The organism is Arachidicoccus terrestris, from assembly GCF_020042345.1.
GTDB classification, from domain to species: domain Bacteria; phylum Bacteroidota; class Bacteroidia; order Chitinophagales; family Chitinophagaceae; genus Arachidicoccus; species Arachidicoccus terrestris.
The window spans coordinates 2271323-2295349 of the sequence record NZ_CP083387.1 but is presented as its reverse complement, the minus strand read 5'-3'; the positions used below and the strand labels follow the sequence as shown (position 1 = coordinate 2295349).

The 24027-nt window shown below is 45.1% G+C and carries 20 protein-coding genes; 9 read left to right on the top strand and 11 right to left on the bottom strand.

The annotated features are described in order from the left end of the window. Positions 1-78 precede the first annotated feature (78 nt). A complete protein-coding gene (gene dnaN / locus K9M52_RS09010) occupies positions 79-1188 on the bottom strand; it encodes a DNA polymerase III subunit beta (RefSeq protein WP_224071729.1) in 1110 nt (369 codons plus the stop codon). A 339-nt stretch (positions 1189-1527) separates the two neighbouring features. Between dnaN and K9M52_RS09005 the strand changes: the two genes are divergently transcribed. After that, positions 1528-1995: a regulatory protein RecX gene (locus K9M52_RS09005; RefSeq protein ID WP_224071728.1), complete on the top strand. Its 468-nt coding sequence runs from the start codon at positions 1528-1530 to the stop codon at positions 1993-1995. A 193-nt stretch (positions 1996-2188) separates the two neighbouring features. After that, entirely contained in the window at positions 2189-2569 is a 381-nt protein-coding gene (locus tag K9M52_RS09000) for a hypothetical protein (RefSeq protein ID WP_224071727.1), read from the top strand. Between the two features lie 8 nt (positions 2570-2577). On the opposite strand, the gene mqnB is transcribed toward K9M52_RS09000, so the two are convergent. Further along, positions 2578-3249 carry a futalosine hydrolase gene (gene mqnB, locus K9M52_RS08995; protein WP_224071726.1) on the bottom strand — a complete coding sequence of 224 codons (672 nt, stop codon included), beginning with the start codon at positions 3247-3249 and terminating at the stop codon, positions 2578-2580. 193 nt (positions 3250-3442) lie between these two features. Between mqnB and htpG the strand changes: the two genes are divergently transcribed. Beyond that, positions 3443-5254: a molecular chaperone HtpG gene (htpG, locus tag K9M52_RS08990; protein ID WP_224071725.1), complete on the top strand. Its 1812-nt coding sequence runs from the start codon at positions 3443-3445 to the stop codon at positions 5252-5254. Between the two features lie 95 nt (positions 5255-5349). On the opposite strand, the gene K9M52_RS08985 is transcribed toward htpG, so the two are convergent. The 6 genes from K9M52_RS08985 to K9M52_RS08960 all read right to left on the bottom strand — a co-directional run bounded on the left by K9M52_RS08985 (position 5350) and on the right by K9M52_RS08960 (position 13869). After that, positions 5350-7140 carry a RagB/SusD family nutrient uptake outer membrane protein gene (locus K9M52_RS08985; protein WP_224071724.1) on the bottom strand — a complete coding sequence of 597 codons (1791 nt, stop codon included), beginning with the start codon at positions 7138-7140 and terminating at the stop codon, positions 5350-5352. A 41-nt stretch (positions 7141-7181) separates the two neighbouring features. Beyond that, on the bottom strand, positions 7182-10604 hold the full coding sequence (locus tag K9M52_RS08980; protein ID WP_224071723.1) for a TonB-dependent receptor: 3423 nt from the start codon (positions 10602-10604) through the stop codon (positions 7182-7184). Positions 10605-10785: 181 nt separating this feature from the next. Then, positions 10786-12000 (bottom strand): FecR family protein, encoded by a 1215-nt coding sequence (locus tag K9M52_RS08975; protein WP_224071722.1) that lies wholly within the window; start codon positions 11998-12000, stop codon positions 10786-10788. A 73-nt stretch (positions 12001-12073) separates the two neighbouring features. Then, positions 12074-12649 (bottom strand): RNA polymerase sigma factor, encoded by a 576-nt coding sequence (locus K9M52_RS08970; protein ID WP_224071721.1) that lies wholly within the window; start codon positions 12647-12649, stop codon positions 12074-12076. Positions 12650-12701: 52 nt separating this feature from the next. Beyond that, complete coding sequence (locus K9M52_RS08965) at positions 12702-13496, bottom strand: TIGR00266 family protein (RefSeq protein WP_224071720.1); 795 nt, start codon at positions 13494-13496, stop codon at positions 12702-12704. Between the two features lie 4 nt (positions 13497-13500). Then, the gene (locus K9M52_RS08960; protein WP_224071719.1) at positions 13501-13869 is read right to left on the bottom strand and encodes an MmcQ/YjbR family DNA-binding protein; all 369 of its coding nucleotides are present in this window, start codon (positions 13867-13869) and stop codon (positions 13501-13503) included. Positions 13870-14120: 251 nt separating this feature from the next. On the opposite strand from K9M52_RS08960, the gene rho reads away from it, so the two are divergent. After that, positions 14121-15941 (top strand): transcription termination factor Rho, encoded by a 1821-nt coding sequence (gene rho, locus K9M52_RS08955; RefSeq protein WP_224071718.1) that lies wholly within the window; start codon positions 14121-14123, stop codon positions 15939-15941. Between the two features lie 114 nt (positions 15942-16055). Here the strand turns inward: rho and K9M52_RS08950 are convergent, their stop codons facing one another. Then, positions 16056-18638, bottom strand: coding sequence for a M1 family metallopeptidase (locus K9M52_RS08950; RefSeq protein ID WP_224071717.1), 2583 nt, complete (start codon positions 18636-18638; stop codon positions 16056-16058). A gap of 255 nt (positions 18639-18893) precedes the next feature. On the opposite strand from K9M52_RS08950, the gene K9M52_RS08945 reads away from it, so the two are divergent. Further along, complete coding sequence (locus K9M52_RS08945; RefSeq protein WP_224071716.1) at positions 18894-19379, top strand: YcxB family protein; 486 nt, start codon at positions 18894-18896, stop codon at positions 19377-19379. Positions 19380-19397: 18 nt separating this feature from the next. Here the strand turns inward: K9M52_RS08945 and K9M52_RS08940 are convergent, their stop codons facing one another. Further along, positions 19398-19838 carry a GNAT family N-acetyltransferase gene (locus tag K9M52_RS08940; RefSeq protein WP_224071715.1) on the bottom strand — a complete coding sequence of 147 codons (441 nt, stop codon included), beginning with the start codon at positions 19836-19838 and terminating at the stop codon, positions 19398-19400. Positions 19839-20068: 230 nt separating this feature from the next. Here K9M52_RS08940 and K9M52_RS08935 point away from each other — a divergent pair, with 230 nt between their 5' ends. Further along, positions 20069-20305 (top strand): acyl carrier protein, encoded by a 237-nt coding sequence (locus K9M52_RS08935; RefSeq protein WP_091392032.1) that lies wholly within the window; start codon positions 20069-20071, stop codon positions 20303-20305. 211 nt (positions 20306-20516) lie between these two features. On the opposite strand, the gene K9M52_RS08930 is transcribed toward K9M52_RS08935, so the two are convergent. Continuing rightward, a complete protein-coding gene (locus K9M52_RS08930) occupies positions 20517-20723 on the bottom strand; it encodes a hypothetical protein (protein ID WP_224071714.1) in 207 nt (68 codons plus the stop codon). Between the two features lie 206 nt (positions 20724-20929). Here K9M52_RS08930 and fabF point away from each other — a divergent pair, with 206 nt between their 5' ends. The 3 genes from fabF to K9M52_RS08915 all read left to right on the top strand — a co-directional run bounded on the left by fabF (position 20930) and on the right by K9M52_RS08915 (position 24017). Further along, on the top strand, positions 20930-22183 hold the full coding sequence (gene fabF / locus K9M52_RS08925; protein WP_224071713.1) for a beta-ketoacyl-ACP synthase II: 1254 nt from the start codon (positions 20930-20932) through the stop codon (positions 22181-22183). Positions 22184-22188: 5 nt separating this feature from the next. Beyond that, positions 22189-22902, top strand: a complete 714-nt coding sequence (gene rnc / locus K9M52_RS08920) for a ribonuclease III (RefSeq protein ID WP_224071712.1) — start codon at positions 22189-22191, stop codon at positions 22900-22902. A 113-nt stretch (positions 22903-23015) separates the two neighbouring features. After that, positions 23016-24017, top strand: coding sequence for a polysaccharide deacetylase family protein (locus K9M52_RS08915; protein ID WP_224071711.1), 1002 nt, complete (start codon positions 23016-23018; stop codon positions 24015-24017). Positions 24018-24027: the final 10 nt, after the last annotated feature.

The following is a 24027-nucleotide window of genomic DNA, read 5'->3' as shown; positions in this document are numbered from 1 at the left end:
TTCCCGCTTTAATCGGGGAGTCGGTCCGGGCCTTTTTGAATATTTAATGGAGTGCTCCTGGCTATAAAAAGCGAAAATTTATAAGATCAGCGGCATCATCAGCAAAAGCAGGTCTTCATTGTTTCCCTGCTCCGTTGGTTTGATCAACCCAGCTTTCGCCGGTGTCGAGAGTTCCACCTTCACATCACTGGAATCAGCGGCACCCAGCATTTCACTGAGGAATTTTGCATTGAAACCTATCTGAATGGGCTCGCCATCATACTGGCATTCCATTCTCTCATCCCCCTCGAAATTATAGTCAATGTCCTGGGCCTTTAGTTGCAGTTCGCTGCCGGAAATAGATAGACCAACCAGGTTGGTGCTTTTGTTGGCAAATACATTGACACGCCTCAGCGCACTGGTGAAAGCTGCTTTGTTAATGGTCATCACATAAGGGTTTTCCGTAGGAATCACCACTTTGTAATCGGGGAAGCGGGCATCGATCAGCCGGCAAATCAGAGAGATATTTTCGTGAGAGACGAATAAGTGATTATTTGTATAACTGATGTCCAACTGGTCTTCATTTTCAGGAAGGACATTCTTCAATACGTTTAAAGGTTTACGTGGTACGATGAAACTGTTGGTTTCTCCCGGAGAAACGTCGGTGCGACGGTATTTAACGAGGCGATGTGCGTCAGTGGCGACGAACTGGATGTCGTTGAGTCCCAGCTCAAAATATACACCTGTCATGGCCGGCCGCAGGTCATCGGTAGAGACGGCAAAAAGTGTCTTATTGATGGCGGTCAGCAAGGCATCGCTGCGCATTTTAAAGGCATTCCCTTCTTCGTCCGAAGGATCTTTGGGAAAGTTTTCCGGATCTTCACCGGGAATTTTGTATTTACCGCTGTCGCTGGTGATCTCAATAGCGTAATTACTTTCTATGCTAAAGGTAAGCGGTTGATCGGGCAGGGCCTTCAGTGTATCCAGCAGAATTTTTGCCGGTACACAGAACCTTCCGTCTTCATTACTTTCAACATTAATCTGGACGCGCATCACAGTTTCAAGGTCAGTGGCAACCACAGACAATTTTTTGTCAGTGATCTCGAAGAGAAAGTCCTCCAGAATCGGCAGGATTGTGTTGCTGCTGATCACACCCCCAATATGTTGCAATTGTTTCAGTAAGGTGGAAGAGGAAACGATAAATTTCATCGGTAAAAATTTAATTGTTTTTAATGATCGGTCATGTCTGGCAACGGCTGTTAAAGCCATTTGCCATTCGGAATAAACCTGAATTCAGCACATTTTAAGAATCCCCCGCTTACCGGTCTCCCTGAATATGCTTCGTTTTTGTCGGGCGTATTCCTGCTGGCCGACATACCTTCAGGTGCAATTTTACTAATTAGTAGCCAATTGATAAAAATTATTAACTAACAATGTTGAAAAACTACCCACGAAACCCAAATTTATGGACATTTTATAATAATTGAGGATCTTTGACCCGGAAATACTGATCCTGAAACCTAAGTTAAACGAAAATTAAGCGTACGCATGCAAAGGTTATCTCTTCCAGAGGCGGCTGCCAAAATAAAAACGTATTGTGCCTATCAGGAACGCTGTCATGATGAGGTGAGGCAAAAATTATACGGTTTTGGCCTTTATAGCAAAGAGGTAGATCAATTAATAGCAGACCTTATTCAGGAAAACTACCTGAATGAGGAACGTTTTGCCCGGCTGTTTGCCGGGGGCAAATTTCGCATGAAGGACTGGGGCAGGATCAAGATCACGCAAGAGCTCAGGCTTAGAAAAGTCAGCGATTATAATATTCGGGCGGCTATGAAAGAAATTTCTCCTGATGCTTATCAGGCGACACTGGATAAACTTGCCGGAAAAAAATGGGAAAACCTGAAAGGTAAGAAAATAGAGAAGGCTGCCAGGACGACCCGGTTTTTGATGCAAAAAGGGTATGAGCTGACACTCATACAGGCCACGATTGCCCGACTACAAGAAGAAATATAACTTCCGCAATGGCTGTATCGCTATAATAGGACGTGTCAAGTTGTGCTGTAAGCGTACATTAACTGTATCAAAAGCGGACACACGGCGTTGTGCCGTTAAAGTTGTAAGTTGTTAAAAACCAAGCTATAATTGTTTTGGCACAGGCTTTAAGGTGCAGAATGCGTAATAAAATTCCTGGCTTAAGTAAATTGTTATGTTTTATATCATGAAAAAAGCATTATCGCCTGTTGTCAATACGCTTTCTCCCTGCAAGAAGGTCCCTGTCAACAAAGACGGTAGCCGTGCAGGGATTAAGGCAAAGCGATTATCCGCTCATAAACGTTCTAGCGGGGGTAAGGTTACCAGAGCTGTGTTTATTGCATTTTCATTTTTGCTAACTTTTTGTATTTTAGGCAATTGGGGAATAAATGCCTATCGAGTAGCGGCTGGGAAACATATGCATAGCAGTACCTGCCTGCAGTCTTGCTCGTACAAAACCGAAGAAGGCGGTACTGAAGAGGGTGTGCTCCAACAGTTTTTCTGCCCTATTGTAGAGCTGCCGGCGCTCCACGGCGTGTTGATATCACAAGACTAATGCAACAACTACAATCCCTGAATAAATTGGACGGCCTGGTTTGATACTGCCTGGAGGGCGGGTCCGATCTGCCATTTCGTTTTGTCCCGCTCGCCTGTATAATTAGAAATGCCCCGAATTTGTAAAAAAGGCACCTGGTACATAAGGCCATTAAAGTGTAATGCTGCCCCTTCCATGGATTCCAGGGTGGGTTGATACCGGTCTTCCAGGGTCAGAATTCTCTCGGCGGAGGTTGTAATCTCATCTATCGTTACCGCGGCCCCGGTTATTACGCCAGCCCGTTGCAACCAGCGCCAATCACTGATGGAAGGATTGACGAGTGCTTTGTGGTCAAAGGGCGTCTCCATAGCGTCCTGCAGGCCTAAATCAAAGATGTCCTGCCAGCCAGGTACCGCAGTTTTATTATTTTCTACCACGCCTAAACTGCCTAAATATTCTTTTTCAACAGCGATCACACTACCTAATGGAACCATGTGGTCAAAGCAACCGGCAATGCCGATCTGCAGCAAGAGCTGCGGACGGTATTGCAGTATATGTTTCTGTATATAAAAACAGCTCTGCAGCATGCCGATACCGGTTATACAGTAGCGAAACCGGTGCCCCGTGGCTTCCAGGGAAGGAATCATGGATTGTAAGGGGGTTAATTCAAGCTGCGTCGCGGCACAAATAGAGATCTCCATGGTTGTCGATAGATATTATACTTGCAATGTAGCCAAAATTGACAGACTGTCAGCATTCAGGCCCAAAATTGCTTTGGTATCCACTTTGCACTTATATGAATTGTAAAATGCGAAATGCCGTTCTGTGCCAATAAGCGGAAAAAATGGCGGTTTTTGCGATTATAAACTGACAAAATATTAAAAACAAAAAAATATGGAAAAAGGGCAAATCAGGGTTCAGACAGAGAACATATTTCCCATTATTAAAAAATTCTTATACAGTGAGCATGATATCTTTCTGCGTGAATTGATCAGTAATGCAGTCGATGCGTCACAGAAAATTACAACCCTGTCTTCTATCGGTGAGGCCAAAGGGGAATTAGGAGAGCTTCGTATCGATGTGTCCATAGATAAGGACGCCAAAACATTAACCATTGAAGACCGGGGTGTGGGTATGACGGCGGAAGAGGTCGATAAATATCTGAACCAGGTGGCTTTCAGCGGTGCGGAGGAGTTTCTGAGTAAATATAAGGATGCCAACATTATCGGACATTTTGGATTGGGCTTTTACAGTGCTTTTATGGTGAGTGACCGGGTAGAGGTGTACACCAAAAGTTATCAGGATAAACCAGCAACCTACTGGAGCTGTGATGGCAGCCCATCCTTTGAACTGGGTGAGACTGAGAAAGCGGAGCGCGGAACGAAGATCGTTCTTCATATTAACGCGGATAGTGAAGAGTTTCTGGAGGCAGACAATATCCGGAGAATTCTGGAGAAGTTCTGTAAGTTCTTGCCGATAGCCATTTTCTTTGAAGATAAGCAAATCAATAATACCCAGCCCATCTGGATCAAAAAGCCATCAGAGTTGACTGATGAGGATTATAAAAACTTCTATAAAGAATTATATCCGTTTGGCGAGCCGCCACTTTTCTGGATTCATTTGAATGTTGATTATCCTTTCAACCTGACGGGAGTATTATATTTCCCCAAGATCAAGCAGAGCTATGAGATCCAAAAGGATAAGATCCAGCTCTACAGCAATCAGGTTTTTGTTACAGATGAGGTAAAAGACATTGTACCGGAGTTCTTAATGCTGTTACACGGTGTGATCGACTCTCCCGATATCCCACTGAATGTAAGCCGTAGCTATCTGCAGGGAGATCCGAATGTACGTAAGATCAATGCACATATCACCAAGAAAGTATCCGATAAACTGGAAGAGATATTTAAGAACGACCGCAAATCGTTCGAACAGAAATGGGAAAGCATCGGCCTGTTTGTCAAGTATGGGATGATGACTGAAGACAAGTTTCTGGAAAAGGCGAATAAGTATTTTTTAATGCAGGATGCGGTAGATGCCGAAAAGTTTTTCACGCTGGATGAATATAAAACGGAGACAGCGGCCAGTCAACAGAACAAAGACGGTAAAACCGTTATTTTGTATACGACTGACCCGGTAAGCCAGGACGGGTACATTAAAGCGGCTACAGATAAGGGATATAAAGTGATCCGCTTTGAGACCATCGTCGACGCTGCTTTTGTCAACAACATGGAAATGAAATGGAGTGATGTCCAGTTTACCCGCGTGGACGCGGATATCGTGGATAATCTGATCGATAAGGCGGAAAATAATGAAAGTGTGCTCAGTGAGACCGAAAAAGAAGCGCTTACCGATTTATTTAAGCTGGAAGTGCCGGGCCTTAATGTAACGGTAGATATTAAAGGCCTTAGCCCAGAGTCTGCACCCGTGATAGCGACACGCCCTGAGTTTATGCGCAGAATGAAAGATATGGGGGCAATGGGAGGCGGTATGGCTTCTTTCTACGCCACTATGCCCGACGAAGTAACACTCACCGTTAATGGTAACCACCCGATCTATCAGCAATTATTAAAAACTGAGGATAAAGATCAGCAACTTAAACAGACCCGTAATCTGGCAGATCTGGCGCTGTTGTCACAAGGGTTGCTCAAAGGTGCCGGTCTTACAGACTTCATCAACAGAAGTGTTGAACTAATGGGTAAATAAGAGATCAACAGCTAAATAAGCCCCAAAAAGGAAGGCCCGGATGCCGAATTGATGATTCAGCAACCGGGCCTTCTTTATTTTCCCTAGTTTGATGTTTACTTGCTGACCCAGCCAGGATTTTGCACCAGGGCTTTGTTAAGGGTTAAATCTTCAATCGGAATGGGGAACAGATATTGTTTCGTCTCATCAAAAGTCCGCCCGTTAGGTAAGGTCTTGAAATAAGGCAGTATATATCCGTCTTCACTCAGGTATACGTCACTATTGACCTTGACACCGGGGAACTGGTTTTGAACGAACTTCAGACCTTCCACAGGGATCTCCAGAAACTTACCGGCTTTCCAGCGCATCAGATCATCCCAGCGGGTATTTTCAAATGCCATTTCCACCCTTCTCTCTCTTCTGATTTCTCTGAGCAAGGCTGCGGGAACATAGCCGCAATATTTGCTGTAGTTGGCATCCAGAACAGGATCTTTAGGGACATCACCTATTATCAGGTGCGGCATGTTTACCCGGTCACGAAGTTTATTGATGGTGGCATCAATAATCTGCTGGTTGATCTCTCCTAATTCAAAAGAAACCTCTGCGTAATCTAAAAGAATCTCCGCATACCGGAAAACAGGCGCTGCCTGCATGCCGTTGGTCACACGGCTCCAGTCATCGGGATCATTCAAAAACCATTTGGCCAGGCGATATCCTGTTGGGCATTTATTGCCCGAAAGCCCGGGTATATTTGGCTTGGGGGCATTGTCTGCACCCATGACGCCGGTTGCAAGGTTATAAGTGCCAAAATTAGCCACCGTCTGGCTGAGTCTCGGATCCCGCATTTGCATTTCTTCCTGGATCGAGTCCCTGCCTAAAAATACGCCGCTGGTGCTGATCGGTTTGCCATCGGAACAAAGGTAGGCATCCATAAAGTTACGCGTAACGCCGAACTGGTGTCTGAGGTTCTGCGCGAAATACCGGCTGAAGGCGACACCCAGTTCCAGATCTGCAGAATACTCTTTGGATAGGATGATTTCCGGATTGCCTTTATAGGTGTACTGAGAGAAAAGGTTATGATAATCCTGGTCGGGATGGCCGGTAGTGTATAGGCTGTAGCCTGATGCCATCAACCGCTCGCAGGCCTCCTTAGAGGCTTCCAGAAAAGCGGTCCCGTCAAGATGTAAATCTTTATGGTATTTGCGGAATGTGCCTTCATAAAGTCCGATACGGGCTTTCAGGAAAAGCGCCATTTCTTTACTGATACGATCTGTTTTGTAAGAAGGATCTGCTCTGCCGGGCAGCCAGCTGATAGCCGTATCTATGCAGGCCATGACGGAGTCCATGACTTCTTTTCTGGGTGTTCTGGGGCCAAAGAGTTCCGGTGAATCAACATTTAAAGGCTTTGTCAGCCAGGGCACATCGCCAAACATCTTTACCTTTTTAAAATAGTCCCAGGCTTTGAAAAAAAGAATTTCCCCTCCATACATATTCTGAACATCGGCAGGAACATTGCCTCTTCTGTAATTCTGAAGAAAGTAGTTGAGGGTACGGATGTTCTCAAAATTCCAGCCGTCGGTACCTGAAGAACTCGTCAGGTACCGGATATATTCATTTGCGGCAACTTTCGAGTAGCTGTTGGGCGCGGCGTTGTCCGTGATCACATCACCATAGGCAATGGCAGCCTGCGTATAGCCATAGGGATAAATGGTGGCGTCTCCAAAACCGTAACCAAAACCCACGATGTAGTCAGGGTATACATCATTACAATAAAGCTCCAGATCCTGCTGTGTCGTCCAGAAGGTCTCGTCACTGAGTTTGTCCAGCGGGTATCTTTCCAGAAAATCATTATTGCAGCTGGCAAGAATAAAGAGCATCAGCGCAATACTAAGTTTATAAAGTTTCATTTTGATTCAGTTTAATCGTTGTCATGTAATAAGAAGAGCTGTTAGAAATTCACCTGCAGGCCTACGGCCAGTGATTTGATCATCGGGTAGTTCGCGCTGAGCAACTCAGGGTCAAAGATGTCCGGCACTTTACTGTATTGCCACAGGTTATAGGCTGCTCCATATACACGAAGGCGCTGCAGTCCCAGCTTATGTACTGTTGCAGCGGGAAGTGTATAGCCCAGCGTCAGGTTCTTTAAACGGATATAGGCTGCATTCTGTAAAAAACGCGTCTGTTTAATGACATTTTTGCTGGCATTTCTGTAGGCGGGATAAAGCGCGTCACGCCGCTCAGGGGTCCAGGAGTTTTCATAGACTTCTCTGGTACCGGTGGCTCCCATAATGGCTCCCCAGAACAGATTATCGCTGATATATACATCTCTTTTGCCTACCCCCTGAAAGAAAATATTCAGATCAAAGCCCTTCCAGGAGAAATTTGAATTCACACCAAACTGGTAACGGGGGGTGCTGTTACCGATGATGCGCTGGTCTCCGGGATCGGCCAGTGTATTGGCACCGGAACTGATAACGGAATCCCCGTTGAGGTTGGCATATTGCATATCTCCCGGATACCAGATGCCGGAGTTGATGAGTTTCTGGCTGGTGGCGGCATCGATCTGCTCCTGGTTCTGGAAGATACCTACAGACTGATAACCCCAGATCTCGCCCATTTTCTGACCGACATACAATGTGTTGAGCAGGTTATTGGGGTTGTTATCGAATTTGGTGATCGTCGTCTGGTAATCGGATAGTACAAGGTTAATATTATAATTCAACCCGTATTCCGTCTGATTCTTATAGCCAATAGTAAGGTCCCAACCCACCGTTTTCAGTTCGCCGGAATTTTTAGTAGGTGAAGCGGCTCCAAGTACAGCAGGATATTTGTCTCCGTCCACCAGGATATCACTTGTGGTCCTGTTATACCAGTCAAAGCTGATATCCAGTTTATGAAACAGGGTCATATCTAGTCCAAAATCCAGGGTAGCTGCGGTTTCCCAGGTAATATTCGGATCCACAAGTCCGGGAGGGTAAACGCCCACCGGACGGATGCCGTCGAACAGGTGGGATACTTTTGCGGTTGTCCCGTAGGAAGGGATATAAATGTAATTGATGACATTCTGATTGCCAATGCTACCATAGGAGCCCCTGAATTTTAGATCAGTTAACGTTGGTTTGAGGCGCTGCATAAACGACTCTTCACTTATACGCCAACCGGCAGAAATAGAGGGAAAGAACTTTCCCCTGGAATAGGTCGGAAATTTACTGGTGAGGTCATAGCGGCCATTTGATTCCAACAGGTATTTGCCTTTATAGTTATAGGTTAGTCTATAGAATACACCCCGAACGGCCCATGCGGAAGCTCCGTCACTGGCATTGCGTTCTCCGGTCGTCTGATCAATCACAGGGACTTCAGGCGTAATCATATCATTGCCGCTGCCATTCAGCTCTTCATAACTATACCATTCCTGATTAAAACCGGCCAGTGCATAAAAATTATGCCCCGCGATATGATAACTATAATCCGTATACAGGTTGATCAGGTACTGGTTATAATGCTGTGCGGATTTATCAACGGAGCTTGGGCTGGTGTAGACATTATCTGTATTCAGCCATGAATTTTCTACGCGGTCCAGTACGGGAATGATGGTCTTTCTTCTGAAATTATTGGAAGTAAATGAGACGTCTCCTTTGATTTTCCAGTCTTTTGTGATCTGAAATGTGGGGGAGGCCGCCAGCAGGAGGTTCTCTGTATTTTCCTGCTGAAGCGAACCGTAATCCATAAAAGAAAGGATATTATCCGTATACAGGCCACCCATGCCAAAGGGCGCGTCAGCCGGCGTCTTTAAAGGCATGTTGATATTACGGCCGGGCTCCTGTGCCAGTGCACGCCACCAGCCCCCTTTTCCTGAAGGGTAGACCGGTTGTTTATATTGGGTATTGTAATAATTGGTTTTGAAATCCATGGTAAACCAATCGGTGATTTTGGAGCTTAAGTTGAAATTGGCGTTGTATCTCTGGAACTTATCGGTATTCATCTTATAGATGCCATCCTGGCCCAGGTAGCTGACGGAAGCATAATAAGTCGTTTTCTCTGATCCTCCGGAAAGACTCAGGTTATGTTTCATCATAGGCGTTGCACTTTTCACCGCTTCATCATAGGGGTTCTGGTTCCCCACCCAGATAATGGAACTGGAGTCATTGCCGGGTATGCTCATAATATAGGCGGGCGCATGGGCCGGATCTTTCATGTAGGCCTGGATCGCTTCCAGCTTTGTCAATTTATCAGATGGGATGCTTTGGTCTGTAAAAGCATAGGCATCATTTTCTGCTTTTTGGATCTCATAAGCATTCAGCAGGTCGGGCCTTGCTGCCGGCCGGTTCCACTGAAAGTCATTGGAGTAGGTCAGCACAGGCTTTTCGGACTTTCTGCCTTTTTTAGTCGTGATCAGCATAACACCGTAGGCTGCCCTCGCCCCATATATGGCAGAGGAGGCCGCATCTTTTAGAACGGTTACAGTTTCCACATCTTCCGGGTTCACCTGACTGATATCCATGGGCACGCCGTCTACCAAAGTATAGGGACTGCCGGTCTGGATCTCAAATTTGCCCTCACCGTTTTTAGAAAAGGAAGTACCCCCGCGCACATTAATACTGGGTGTGGTATTGGGGCTACCGTTGGCAATATTGATATTAACATTAGGCATCAGGCCTTGTAAGGCCTGTCCGATATTGGAAACCGGCCGGTTTTCCAGGTCTTTACCTGAAATCTGTGAAACCGCTCCTGTCAGGTTGGCCTTTTTTTGCTTCCCGAATCCGACGACGACAAGGTCATTTAGGGCGCTGGTCTCATCGAGCAGCAATTGAACCCGTAGTCCTTCTTTATATTGAGAAGACGCTTGGATGGTGACGGTGTGTGCCTTATACCCAATAAAAGAAAAATGAAGGGTATTGCCTTCGGTGACCAGAAGGGAAAAATGACCGGCCTGATCGGTCACCGTACCCTGGCTGGTTCCCTCTATGGTGACAGAAACGCCTGATAATGGGGAGTTTGTGGAATCGGTTACAGTTCCGGTCAGACGCCACTGCTTTGGTTGCTCGGCTTGCTTTTCGGGAGCGCTCTTTGCTTCTTTTTTAGGCAAAAGTGTAATCGTTTTCTCAATTATTTTATAAGAAAAGCCTTGGTTTTCAAATGCTTTTTGCAATGCCCGCTCTAAGGGGGTATTGATGAAGGGTAAGGCTTTAATTACCGGTGCATTTTTGAGCAAGGCATCATTGAAAAAGAATTGATAGCCGGTCTGCCTGTGGATTTCGCGGATGAAATTTTCAACGGAAATCTGCTTACCCTGGATAGAAACTTTCTGTGCAATGCCTCTCGCACTCAGCTGTAGACTGAAGGCAAGAACAAGAATGGTTGTGAGTCTCATTGTTAACCAGATTTTGCACCTGGACTTTCGCCAGATGCGATTAGGAATCTTTGTCATACTTTTGATCAAGTTTTGGGGTGAAATAATAAAAGTCTATTACTAGCCCGTAACCGGTCGAAACATGGCAGTGTTTCGACCTTTTTATCTGGGGCAGGTAACAATTATCCGAAAAAACATTGTTTTAATAGATCCATAATGACTGTTGATGTAATTTGAATTTTATACCACCTGTTTCCAGGATTGTCAATACCTGCGACAGGCTATTGTCTTTACTGATGATGCCGGAGTAATGTCCCTGCGGCACTTGCCCCTTATAAACAATTTCTATATTATACCACCTGGCAAGTTGCCTTAGAATGTCCTGGGCTGTGGTTCCGTTAAAATAAAACTGATTATTTTTCCAGGCCATGACCTGTTGCAGATCTATATCTTTATGTATTTGTATGCTGCCTTCTTTTACAACGGCCTGTTCGGCAGGATGTAAATAGGAGGCGTGGTTGACTTGAACGAGTCCTGTCAGCAGTGTTACTTTTGTTGCGGGATTATCTGCATAGCCATTGATATTAAAATGTGTGCCTAATACGGATACGGTGTTATCTCCCTGCCTTACTTCAAAGATTTGTTTTTTGTTGTGCACTACCTCAAAATAAGCTTCACCTGTCAGATACACAGTTCTCTTGCTGCCGTCAAACATACCGGGGAACCTTAATGAGGAGCCGGTATTGATCCATACCTGCGATCCGTCCGGAAGCTGGATATGCACCGGCCGGCTGCCTCTCGGTACGGAAACTGTGCCGGAAGGAGCCGTTGGGCTGACGGGATTAAATACCAGACAGCCATTCTTATCTTGGCTGATTCGGGCCGCACGATCTTTTAAGGCCTGATCGATAGCGATAGCTTGATGGCTTTGTCCCCAGCTAATGGTAGGTGTGGCCAGTAAGGGCGCAGCTATATCACTGACCGTAGCTTGTGTCAGGGACTTAACAGGCGCCGGAGGATGGTTCAGTTTAAAAAACAAAAATACCAGACAGCCGATAATGCAAATCGATGCTGCTGCTTTCAGCATCCTTCTCCTTCTGCTTTTTCTGCGAGAAGAGAAAGCCGTCCCCGGAGCGTCTGCCGGCCGGCGGAATTGCATTAACGATTCGGCAATCGCAGGAACAGCGGAGGCGCTTCCTGTGTCGGGTCGGATCGCTTTATTATAAATAACCCTTTTTTGTTCCCTGGAAAAATAAACAGCCTTGTCTGCAGGGTGATCGTATTGATTGAAGAGCCAGTTATCCAGCGTTGACTGTAACTCAGGATCCTTACAGGCCTGAAGCAGGGTGTCTGCTTCAGGCCGGGTAAGACTTCCGTCCAGCCATTTATTCAATAGATCTTCTGTGTTCGGGTCCATGTATCCTTAAAAATTAATAGAACGTTTACTTAAAGGACACAAAAAATAAAAAAAAGGGGGTATGGATTTTACATTATTTTAGAAAAAAAATAAAAAAAGTCAACGTGGCTCCTTTCTCTACCTGCTTTATGATTTGAGCAACAGCGAGTTGAAGATATTTTTTGACTGTACCTGGAGAGAGCTCCAGTTCGGCAGCTATTTGTTTATAAGTTTTTCCGCCCCTTCTGCTTAGTAAGTAGACTTTTCGCTGCTGTTCAGGCAGGTTTGCAACCGCCTCGTCCAACAGGCAGAACCTGCGTTCTTTTTCGAGTAGCAGGTCCTGGTTATCCGTTTCAACAATGATCTGTTCGTCCGGGGTGTAATGAAGGGAAATGGCTCTTCTTAGCGCGTTTATGGCCCGGTGTTTCGATATCACAAAGAGCCAGTTTTGAAAGTTATTTACCGCAATTAATGATTCACGGTTCTGCCAGATTTTTAAAAAGACGTCTTGCACAACCTCCTGAGCCAACTGATGGTCTTTTGTGATAGCGGCAATAAATAGACCCAGCCGGTCGCTGTATGTATCCACCAGCTGCTTAAATGCTTGCTCATCGCCCCGGGCTATTTCCTGTAAAAGTTGCGTTTGTCCGAGATTTATTTGTTGATCCACAGTGCTCCCCCGGCATTAATTTTTTTAAAAAACCAGTCGATTGAATGTTGTATCATCTGCTGTTATCGCCATCCAGCCATCCGCCCAGTGCCCCCAAAATGCTCCCTTCGTCTTTTTGTTTATAGGTGCCATAGGCAAGGATCCTGCCTGCCAGGCGGCTAACAGGCAGCGATTGGATCCAGACGGTGCCTGGCCCTCTCAGCGTTGCAAAGAAGACGCCTTCCCCGCCAAACAAAGTATTCTTGATGCCGCCGATGAATTCTATATCGTAATTAACCTGCCCGGTAAAGCCGACGATACAGCCGGTATCCACCTTGAGCACCTCCCCTGGCCGCAGTTCTTTTTGAACAACATGACCGCCGGCATGCATAAAGGCCATCCCGTCTCCTTCCAGCTTCTCCATGATAAACCCTTCCCCGCCAAACAGGCCTGTACCTAGCTTACGCTGAAATTCTATACTTACGGAAACGCCCTTCGCTGCACATAGAAAGGCGTCTTTCTGACAAATGACTTTCCCCCCTAAGTTATATAGGTCGATGGGTATGATCTTGCCGGGATAAGGAGCTGCAAAGCTCACATGTCTTTTCTGTGCACCGGCAATATTTGTATAAGCCGTCATAAAGAGGTTCTCTCCTGCCAATAACCGTTTGCCGGCAGAGAAAAGCTTACCCAGAATACCGGCATTCTGTGCGCTGCCATCGCTGAAAATGGTTTGCATCTGGATGCCGTCTTCCATCATCATAAAGCTGCCTGGCTCGGCAATGGCGGATTCTCCGGGATCGAGTTCCACCTCGACATACTGCATTTCTTCACCGATGACGCGGTAATCTATTTCGTGATTTTGCATATAATTATTTCTTTTTACGTGGTTTGCCTGCTCCTTTTGTTCGCTTTTCCGGCTTTTTATAAACAAGTCCGAACGAATGCTGAATCAATTCTCTGACCATATCTGTTTGCAGACTGCCATCCAAAATAACGGTATTCCAGTGTTTTTTATTCATGTGATAACCCGGGATAATTGCCGGATATCTTTCTCTGAGTTCAACGGCCCTGTCCGGGTCGCATTTCAGATTCAGCCTTAAATCTACGTCATCGAAGGCCATCAGCAAAAATATTTTCCCGCCTGTTTTATAGACAAAGGTTTCCGGCCCAAAGGGAAAACATTCATCTATTTCAGGATCAAGGGATAGTGTAAAATCACGAACATCGTCTAGATACATGGCGGGTTTTCTTCAAAAATACCTGATTTTCACTAAAATTTTAACGCGAAAAAAAATTTGCCAATAAAATATTTGTTGTAATATTGCAGCGGAAACAGGCTTTAAGTTAAAACAACCAGTTCATTTCTTTGCTTGTTTTTTTCAAAAAAGATCACAAACTTATCCTTAATTTTTTTTAATACATAGAACGACAGCGCCACTATTTTTATGCGCGCTCAAGTGAACCTCACATTTCAATTTATACATATTTTATGTACGACATTTTGCAATTAAATGATATGTTGGTTCCGGAATTGCTCAAAATTGCGGAACAACTAAAAGTAAAAGTACCTGCCTCGAAAAAAAACGACAAACAAGATCTTATATACAAAATCCTGGACAAACAGGCCGTAGATGAGAGCGAAGACAAAAAAGCAGGGGAAAAGAAAAAACCCGGCAGAAAAAGAACCGTTAAAGCTACAACGGGAAACACTACTGAAGACGCTGAAGTAATGAGCGATGAACCTGAACAGGACGCCAAACCACGAAAGAGAGCACGCAAAACCGTTAAGAAAGCTCCGGTGGCTAAAGCGGAAAAGAAAGAAGACGCAGAGCACCAGGAAAAAGTCGGTGTGAAACTGGAAGCAAAAAAAGAAACAAAAGCACCTGCCAGCAGGCCTGCCGGAGCCAAAAAGACAGAGGAAGAGTCCTCAGCCCCGGCCTCCAAGACAAAAACAGCGACTGCTGCTGCCACAGAAAGCGCCGGAAAAACACCCTCCACTAATAAAGATACTGACTTGCTAAACGATAACGATATTCCTAAGATCTCTGATGCCTTTTTGGCTTTATTGTCCAATGATGAAGGAGATATTTCTGTAGAAGAACTGGAAAAGATTGATGAAGCTGATCTGATTCCTCCCACGGTAAATGACCGGCGTCCTAAGTTTCAGAAAAAGGAACCGGTATTCAATATTGAATTTGACGGTATTATTTTAAGTGAAGGTGTGCTGGAAATGATGCCTGACGGGTATGGATTTTTGCGGTCTTCTGACTACAATTATCTGTCATCTCCGGATGACGTATATGTTTCTCCTTCACAGATTAAATTATTTGGCCTGAAAACAGGAGATACGGTTTACGGTTCCGTTAGACCTCCCAAAGAGGGAGAAAAATATTTTGCGCTCTTAAAAGTTGAAACTATTAATGGCAAGAGCCCGGACGAAGTGCGTGACAGAGTTCCGTTTGATTATCTGACACCGCTGTTCCCGTTCGAAAAACTGAATCTGTATCAAAGCCCGATCAATTACAGTACACGTATCATGGACTTGTTTACGCCGATTGGTAAAGGACAGCGCGGTCTTATCGTAGCTCCGCCAAAAGTGGGTAAAACCGTACTGTTGAAAGAAGTTGCCAATGCCATCGCCGCCAATCATCCCGAATGTTATCTGATGGTCGTCCTGATTGACGAGCGCCCTGAAGAGGTGACAGATATGGAGCGTAGTGTTAAGGCAGAAGTCATCGCCTCTACCTTTGACGAGCCGGCTGAAAAACATGTAAAGGTGTCTGCTATGGCACTCCAGAAAGCCAAGAGATTGGTTGAATGCGGACATGACGTAGTGATATTACTGGATAGTATTACCCGCCTGGCCAGAGCCCATAATACAGTAGCTCCTGCTTCCGGTAAGGTGCTTTCCGGTGGTGTGGAAAGTAATGCTATGCAAAAGCCTAAACAATTCTTTGGTGCCGCACGTAAAATTGAGCATGGCGGTTCACTGACGATCCTGGCCACAGCACTGGTTGATACCGGCAGTAAGATGGACGAGGTGATCTTCGAAGAGTTTAAAGGTACTGGTAATATGGAGTTGTTGCTGGATAGAAGGCTGGCCAATCGCCGTATCTTCCCGGCCATTGATATTGTTGCTTCTTCTACCAGAAGAGATGACTTACTCATCAGCAAAGAAGTGCTTTCCCGTATCAATGTACTTCGTGTTTACTTAGGAGATATGAAGACGGAGGAAGCGATGAATGACCTCTTGAAGCAAATGCGTGGAACGAAGAGTAACGAAGAATTCCTGGCTTCGATGAATGGTTAAGCGAACAGACCCGCCGTTACTTACGGTATGGTAAGATAAATAAAAATCCCCGCTGCGATTTACTTTTCGTGGCGGGGATTTTGTTTATGACCGTTGCGCGTGGAGAACTTACCGTTACTGGAAGAGCGTGTCTGCCAGCGGTGTATTGATCTCTACTTGAGTGGCAGTCATTTTAGACTGATGACCCATGTTATCTGTTATGTTGCCATACGGTATTTTTATACCCTTGACATCTCTGTAGTCACTGAATACGGCTGAGCCCTGTGGTGATTCCGTCTTAACTTTCAAATGGGTATTGATGTCATAGTAGTTAGTGGTTACATAGCTCTGAGGATTGGTTACAATGACACGATAAGCCTTTTTGCCATCGACCTCCTGGATGTCTTTCGCCTCCAGTTTATAACCCGCCTGGCCGTACTTCAGCTCAGGGAAAATGCCCATGGAGTTTTTAAAGGAAGCCAACATTTTACCTTCCAGTGGCTGTGTTTTTCCCTGTTGGGTCATCGTGCCTTTATTGCCATTCAGAACGACCTTCATTACGTCCATGTTCATATCGGGTAAGTTGACGACCTCGGAAAATTTATCAGGAGATTTGTAGTAGATATCTACATTGACCTTTGTCCCGCTGGTGGTCCCTTCGAGCTTTTCATGATAGGTTTTTACGGCGGCCAGTTTCGTTTTGCCGCCAATCGCCTGGATATAATTATTAATGATATCCTGTGCTTTAATGCCTGAGGGGATCGCCATGGCAGTGGATGCGGCATTCGGCCAGACATTATTGGAAGCGTCTACATCCGGGTATTGCTTTTTAGGATCCAAGGTAACCTTTTTGATTTTGGAAGTGGTCTTGGCCTGTAAAGTCCACTGGCCGCCCCGCTGCCAGATTTCCACGGGAAGCTTCATTTCGAGTGTCTGACCATTTTCCTGTTGGATCTCCATTTGAACCGGCAAGGGCATCTGACCGATATTCTCCAGGGTGATCAATGCGCCTTTGGTGGGATCGCCGTCTACATAATCGACGTTCTTGACCGACTGATCAATGGCCCAGTTATTATAGAACCAGCCTCTCCAGAACCAGCCCAGGTCTTCGCCTGCGGTATTTTCCATACTGTGGAAGAAATCAGCCGGGGTCGGATGCTTGTATGCCCAGTCTTTAATATATTGTTTAAAGGCGGCGTCAAACCGTTCTGGTCCGAGAATAACATCTCTGAGGATCAGCAGGCCTACTGCCGGTTTATAATACCCCTCATCTCCCAGGTTATGAGGCTGAATAACATCGGGGATCGTCATAGGGACCTCTGCGCCTTCTTTGAAAAAGCGTTTCGCTACTCTGTATTTATCCGGCTCATTATTATAAGCACCGCCATGGAAAATACGAGATGAGAAGTAATTGGTAAAGGTGTTAAAACCCTCGTCCATCCAGGCATATTTACGCTCATTAGAACCTACCAGCATCGGGAACCAGTTGTGGCCGAACTCATGGAGCGTTACAAACCATAATGAGGCGCCGGTTGCACGGGAACTGCAAAAAACAATGCCGGGGTACTCCATTCCACCTACGGTCCCGGCTACATTGGTGGCAACCGGATAAGGGAAGTCGTGCCAGTAAGAGTTGATCTCTATGGAACGCTTGGTATAATAGGTTGAGCTGTCCCAACCGTTGGCCGTGGCAGATTCTTCAGGGTATACAGACTGAGCCAGGATCTCGTTTCCACTTTGCATTTTAATGCGTGCCGCATCCCAAATAAAAGCCTTGGAGGCCGCCCAGGCGACATCGCGGGTATTTAAACAGCTGAACTTCCAGGTTAATTCCTTTTTTTGAAGGTGATCCTTACCGCTTTTTACATCTTCTAATGAGTGAATCATGACAGTTGCGTCACTGTTTTTGGCTTTATCCAGCTGAGCAATCTGTTTTTTAGTTAATACTTCGGCCGGGTTATCCAGTGTCCCCGATCCAACGATGACCATATTGGAAGGCGCAGTTATGGCATAATGGATGTCACCATATTCTAAATAGAATTCTCCTGCACCTAAATAAGGTAAGGTGTTCCAGCCTTCAACATCATCATAGACACACATTCTGGGATACCATTGTGCAATTTCATATATCCAGCCGTTGTTTGTGTGTAAACGTCCCATTCGGTCAGTGCCCCTTTCCGGGATTGTAAAGCCGTAATCAATTTTGATGGAGGCTTTTCCTCCTTTAGCTGAAAGTTCCTTTGGCAAAAGAATCTGTAGCCGGGTATCCGTGATTCTATATTTAGGCTGATAAGACTTGCCATCCATTTTAAGCGTAATGGCGCTGATCTCATCCCCCTTGGTATAAACCGGGGTAGCCCAGCGTCCCCCGCTGATAAGAGTGGTCGCTGTGGCTCTTGAGTCTTCTCTGTATATATTCTGGTCGACATACAACCACAAATAAGGTAGTCCGTCAGGGCTGTTATTGGTATAGCTGATCTCCACGGAGCCCTTTATCGTTTTGGCAGCGGTATCCAACCGGACCTGAATATTGTAATCGGCACGGTTTTGCCAATAGGCGGGACCTGGTGTGCCATCTGCACTGCGATACATGTTACCGGACTGTGTATAGAAATCAGGGGCAAATGCCTCGTGCTGATTATACTTGCTCTCCGTGTTTTGGGCAAATGCGCCCTGCAGCAGTAGCAATGATAAGGCACATAAATAGAACTTTTTCATCCGAATGCGTTTTGAGTTTACTGGTTTGAAATGCCCGGTTATAATAATTGGACATGCAGTTACAATAAGCGATAAGTATTATCTGCCAGGCTATACCAGAAAATGGGGTTATTGATTTAAATATGATTTGATTGTTAAATTATTACAGGCACAAGGTACAAAACAACTTACAAGAGTTCGCTTTGAGGGGGCAGAAATTTTCTACAGGGAGCCAATGTTTCTGATTATTGCGCTAAATTTGGCGCAATTATCATTATGCAATATAGTTTTCAATATGAGAAGCCCAAGGTGCTGCAGGGACTCAGGGTACACTTTGTTTCCAGGCCAGAGGTAAAAGTCATGGCTTATGCCGTTAATATATTTGCGATTGTAGCGGCGATACTCTTTTGGATGGAAAAGATCCGGCCCCAGGCTTTTCTGCTTTGTTCTCTGCTTTGGTTTATCCTGATGTTGATCTTTTGGTTTATTATGCCCAGAATGGTATATAAAAGAGCACTTCGGACATTCCAGGATCAGTATATTGCCACGTTTAATGAGGTGGGTGTTGGTCTGGAAAACGAGCGGGGGTCGATGAGCTGGGACTGGAATAAGTTTAGCAACTATTTTGAGTCGGGCCAGTTTTTTCACCTGTATTTTGGCCCGCGGTCTTTCTTTTTATTCCCCAAATCTTCCATGAATGCTGACTTTATTATTAAACTGAGAGCGCTATTAGCTTCCCACATCCGAAAAGGCCGGACCTGACGGAAGTTCAGTTTTCCGTTAAAGAGGCCGCTCCAGCTTTTTTTCCATGAGCCGATGGGGCAGCGAGACTTCGGTAAAAGGTTCTCCTACCACATCATATCCCAATTTTTTATAAAACCCTAAGGCAGAGTTACGCGCATGCATAATCATACGGGTATAGCCAAAATCCAATGCAATATTTTCAGCAAAGCTAACTAGCGCCCGGCCTACACCTTTACCCTGCAGTCCACTGCTGACGGCCATCTGTCTAAGCCGCATTGTATGGGGGTCCATTTTTTTGAGCATGCAGCAGCCCATGATCTTATCGCTTTCAAAGCATCCAATCAGTATATCGGATTCATCCTCCACCGTATCTCTTTTGGAGAGTTCCAGTCCTAAAGGTTTTCGTAAAATCTGATGCCTTAATTGGAGCATTTGCAGGTAGGGTTCACTACCAAAATCAATAATTTGTATTGCCATCGTCCATCCTTATAAGGTATCTAAATCAGTTGATATCACTAAAATTAACTTATTTTCTCAACACAAAAATAAAACTTTGAAGAAAATTACTTTATTTTGTACTGATAATCAATGGAAAATGCTTTGTTTTGATCTTTTTTACAACCGAAAAATCAAAACAAAACTGAGATATTGCATTGCCAATTGATTAAAAATTATATTTTTGTGCCCGTAACTAAAAATTTTTTACAATGTCAGAAATCGCAACAAGAGTAAAGAAAATTATTGTTGACAAATTAGGTGTTGAAGAAGCTGAGGTAACTTCTGAAGCCTCTTTCACGAACGACTTAGGCGCCGATTCACTGGATACGGTTGAGCTGATCATGGAATTTGAAAAGGAATTCAATATTTCTATCCCTGATGAACAAGCCGAAACTATCACTACAGTAGGTCAGGCCGTTTCTTATTTAGAAGAGCACGCCAAATAGTAGTTTTAGAAGAAAATATTCTTACGATATTTCAACATTTAAGTCCGTCTCCCGATAATTTAAATTACCGCGGGGCGGGCTTATCTTAAGTTTATAACCTGTGTGCTGGCCATTCTGATCGATGCTCAGCTATCTGAAGTGTAAACTTAAAAAGTTCTTTAGTCAGGTCATTCTTTTAACGGTTCTGATGACCATGCGGCAAGTATAGGCACTATAAAAATTTAAACAGCACATCCAGGCAAATGCCTTTATCCCCAGCTATTATACCGGGAGAAAGGGAATCAGCGGACCATTCCGTGTTTTGTTGGATTGAATGGTTGTTAGTACCTTTGGCAATCATTCTCGTGCAAAAGAGGATCAGTTCATTTAATTCTATGGAATCGACCAGGCAGCTGCGCTGGGATTCCTGTTTTTTCATGTTATTTCCGGATAATAATTAAGTAATGCCAGTAAGGAATACTAAATTAAAGATAAGGAATAAAATAATGTCTGTCTGTGGTGCGCAGTCGGACTATAAACAAAAACAGGCGGAGGCGTCTCCTGTTGGAGAGTCTGTGAAGTCTGAAGCGGATGCTAAGTCAAATGTTAGCTGAGCAATCACACAAGTAACTTTACACATTAATTATGCAAACAAAACGTGTCGTAGTAACGGGAATCGGATGCCTCACTCCTTTGGGTAATAATCTACAGGATTATTGGCAGGGGTTAATTAATGGCGTCTCTGGTGCCGATATGATCACTTTATTTGATGCTTCAAAGTTCCGTACGCGTTTTGCGTGTGAAGTAAAAGGATTTGAGCCTACCGATTATATGGATCGTAAAGAGGCCCGGAAAATTGACCGCTTTACACAGCTGGCTATTGCCGCCAGTGTGCAGGCCATGGATGATGCAGGGCTTAGCAGTGACAATGTGGACCCGGATCGCACCGGTGTTGTATTAGGAAGCGGGATTGGCGGACTCATTACATTCCAGAACGAAGTCATTGATTTTGCCAAAGGAGACGGGACACCACGTTTCAATCCTTTCTTTATTCCGAAAATGATTCTGGATATTGCTCCCGGGCAGGTATCCATGCGCCATAATTTACGCGGCCCTAATTTCTCAACGGTAAGCGCGTGTGCAAGCAGCACACACGCCATTATTACGTCTTTGGATCTGCTGCGGTTGGGCAAGGCTGACATCATGTTGACGGGAGGAAGTGAGGCCGTAATCAGTGAAGCCGGGATTGGCGGATTTAACGCTATGAAAGCCATGAGTGAAAGAAATGATGATCCCAAAACTGCGAGCCGTCCTTATGATAAGGACAGGGACGGATTCGTGATGGGTGAGGCAGGTGCTATCATTGTTCTGGAAACCCTGGATCACGCACTGGCCAGAGGTGCTAAAATTTATTGTGAAGTCGCAGGCGGCGGTGCCACCGCGGATGCCCACCATATTACTGCCCCTCATCCTGAAGGCCTGGGTGCACAGAACGTGATGCTGGATGTATTAAAAGATGCGGGAATGAACAGTGAGGAGATTGACTATATTAATACGCACGGGACTTCCACACCATTAGGAGACATTGCAGAGGTGAAGGCTATTGTTAACGTATTCGGTGAACATGCTTATAAACTTAATATCAGTGCAACTAAATCCATGACGGGGCATTGTCTGGGTGCCGCCGGCGCTATCGAAGCTGTTGCTTCCATTATGAGCGTGGTACACGATATTGTTCCTCCAACCATTAACCACTTTACGGACGATGAGAACCTGGACCCTAAACTGAACTTTACTTTTAATAAGGCACAGAAACGCACGGTCAATGCGGCACTGAGTAATACATTCGGTTTTGGCGGGCACAATGCGGCAGTCATTGTGAAAAAGTATATCCCTTAATAATTTTGCAGAAAACGGTTCAAAATATTGTTGGTGCGCTAAAGCGGCAACCCAGTATAAAGAAACAAATCTCACTCATATTGGGCATTAAGCCCGGGCATATCGCCTTATATGAGCGTGCATTGAGCCATCGCTCTATTTCTGAGGAGATTGCTGAGAATAATGAGCGCCTCGAATATTTGGGAGATGCTGTTTTGGGGACAATCATCGCTGACTATCTATTTAAAAAATATCCCTATAAAGACGAAGGCTTTTTGACGGAAATGCGTTCAAAGATGGTTAACCGCCATCAACTCAATGATATAGCCGTCAAAATGGGGCTTAAAACGCTGACCCGATTTAATACAGCGGATAACGCTTTGCGTAACAGCCAGATTTTTGGTAATACACTGGAAGCGCTTGTCGGAGCGATTTACCTGGATAAAGGGTATGAGAAGACCCGCAGATGGATCATGACCCAGATTTTAAACCCCTACTTATCGGTAGATGAACTCGAACAGGTAGAAATCAACCTGAAAAACAAGCTTATTGGCTGGGCCGGCCGCAATAATAAGGACATTCAGTTTGAAACCGTAGGTGAATCTGCCGAAGGTAAAAGAAGGGTCTTTACAGTGGCGATCCTGCTGGATGGAGTAAAGATCGCTGAAGGGAAAGGGTATAATAAAAAGGATGCCGGCCAGCAGGCCGTGATGGAGGCCGCCAAATCCATTCCGCTATAAAGAAGGAAGAAATGCCATTGAATCTTAACCAAAATTAACAGCCACCTGTTGATTAATATTTAACTTCGTTTTCGTTATAACAAAAAGCATTACAGATTAAAATAACAATAATAATGTCTGGTATGTACCTGAAAACACTTAGAAATGGCATTTTAGTAATGGCTGCCGCATGTTTTATCACCCTGCAGTACGGGTGTAAGGGGTCAGATGCGGATAAGAACACCAGGGACTCACTGGTGATTACTGATAATACAACGGATGCGGCGATCAAAGCACACCTGGACAGCCAGACTGTTAAGTCAGAGACGGTTATTCCTCCGGCAGACAGTGCGGATACGACTCCTGCCAATGCTGTTCATTCGGTTAACGGCGAAGAGACTTCACCTCAGTCCAAATTGCCGCCTGCTGCCGATTTTGTGCAGGATACGACCAAAAAATATATCTATCTGACCTTTGATGACGGTCCGCAGCCCGGGACGATGAATGTTTACCATATATTGAAAAAGCTGGGCGTCAAAGGGACCTTTTTTATGGTGGGCCTCCACGCTACTTATGGTAAAACAATGCGTGAAACAGTTGATACTGTCCGTGACGGATATCCGGATATTTTGCTGGCCAACCATAGTTATACGCATGCAAATGGTCGTTATATGTCTTTTTATCACCATCATGAAAAGTGCTTTGAGGATTTCATGAAAGCACAGAAAACATTAGGTGTGGAACGAAAATATATCCGTTTGCCGGGAAACAGCGGTTGGGTGCTATCCTCTGGCATCAAAGCGCATGACCTGGTCAGACCGGTGTGTAAGTTGCTGGACTCCGCCGGGTACTCTGTATTTGGATGGGATCTGGAATGGTCCTTTAAAAGAGACCCGTCCGGGTCAGGTTCCGTACCGGTGCAATCGGCAGACCGGATGATCCGGATGATGGAAAATGCCCTTGCCGGCCATCATACACACAAAAGAAATGCCTTAGTATTACTCACACACGACCGGATGTTTCACCGGAACAACTATGCCGATTCTCTGTACAAAGTCATTGATGTGCTGAAAACCCGCCATCCTGAATATGTCTTTGAAACGGTAGAAAATTACCCAGGTGCTAAAAGGAACTAATTGTAGCGAA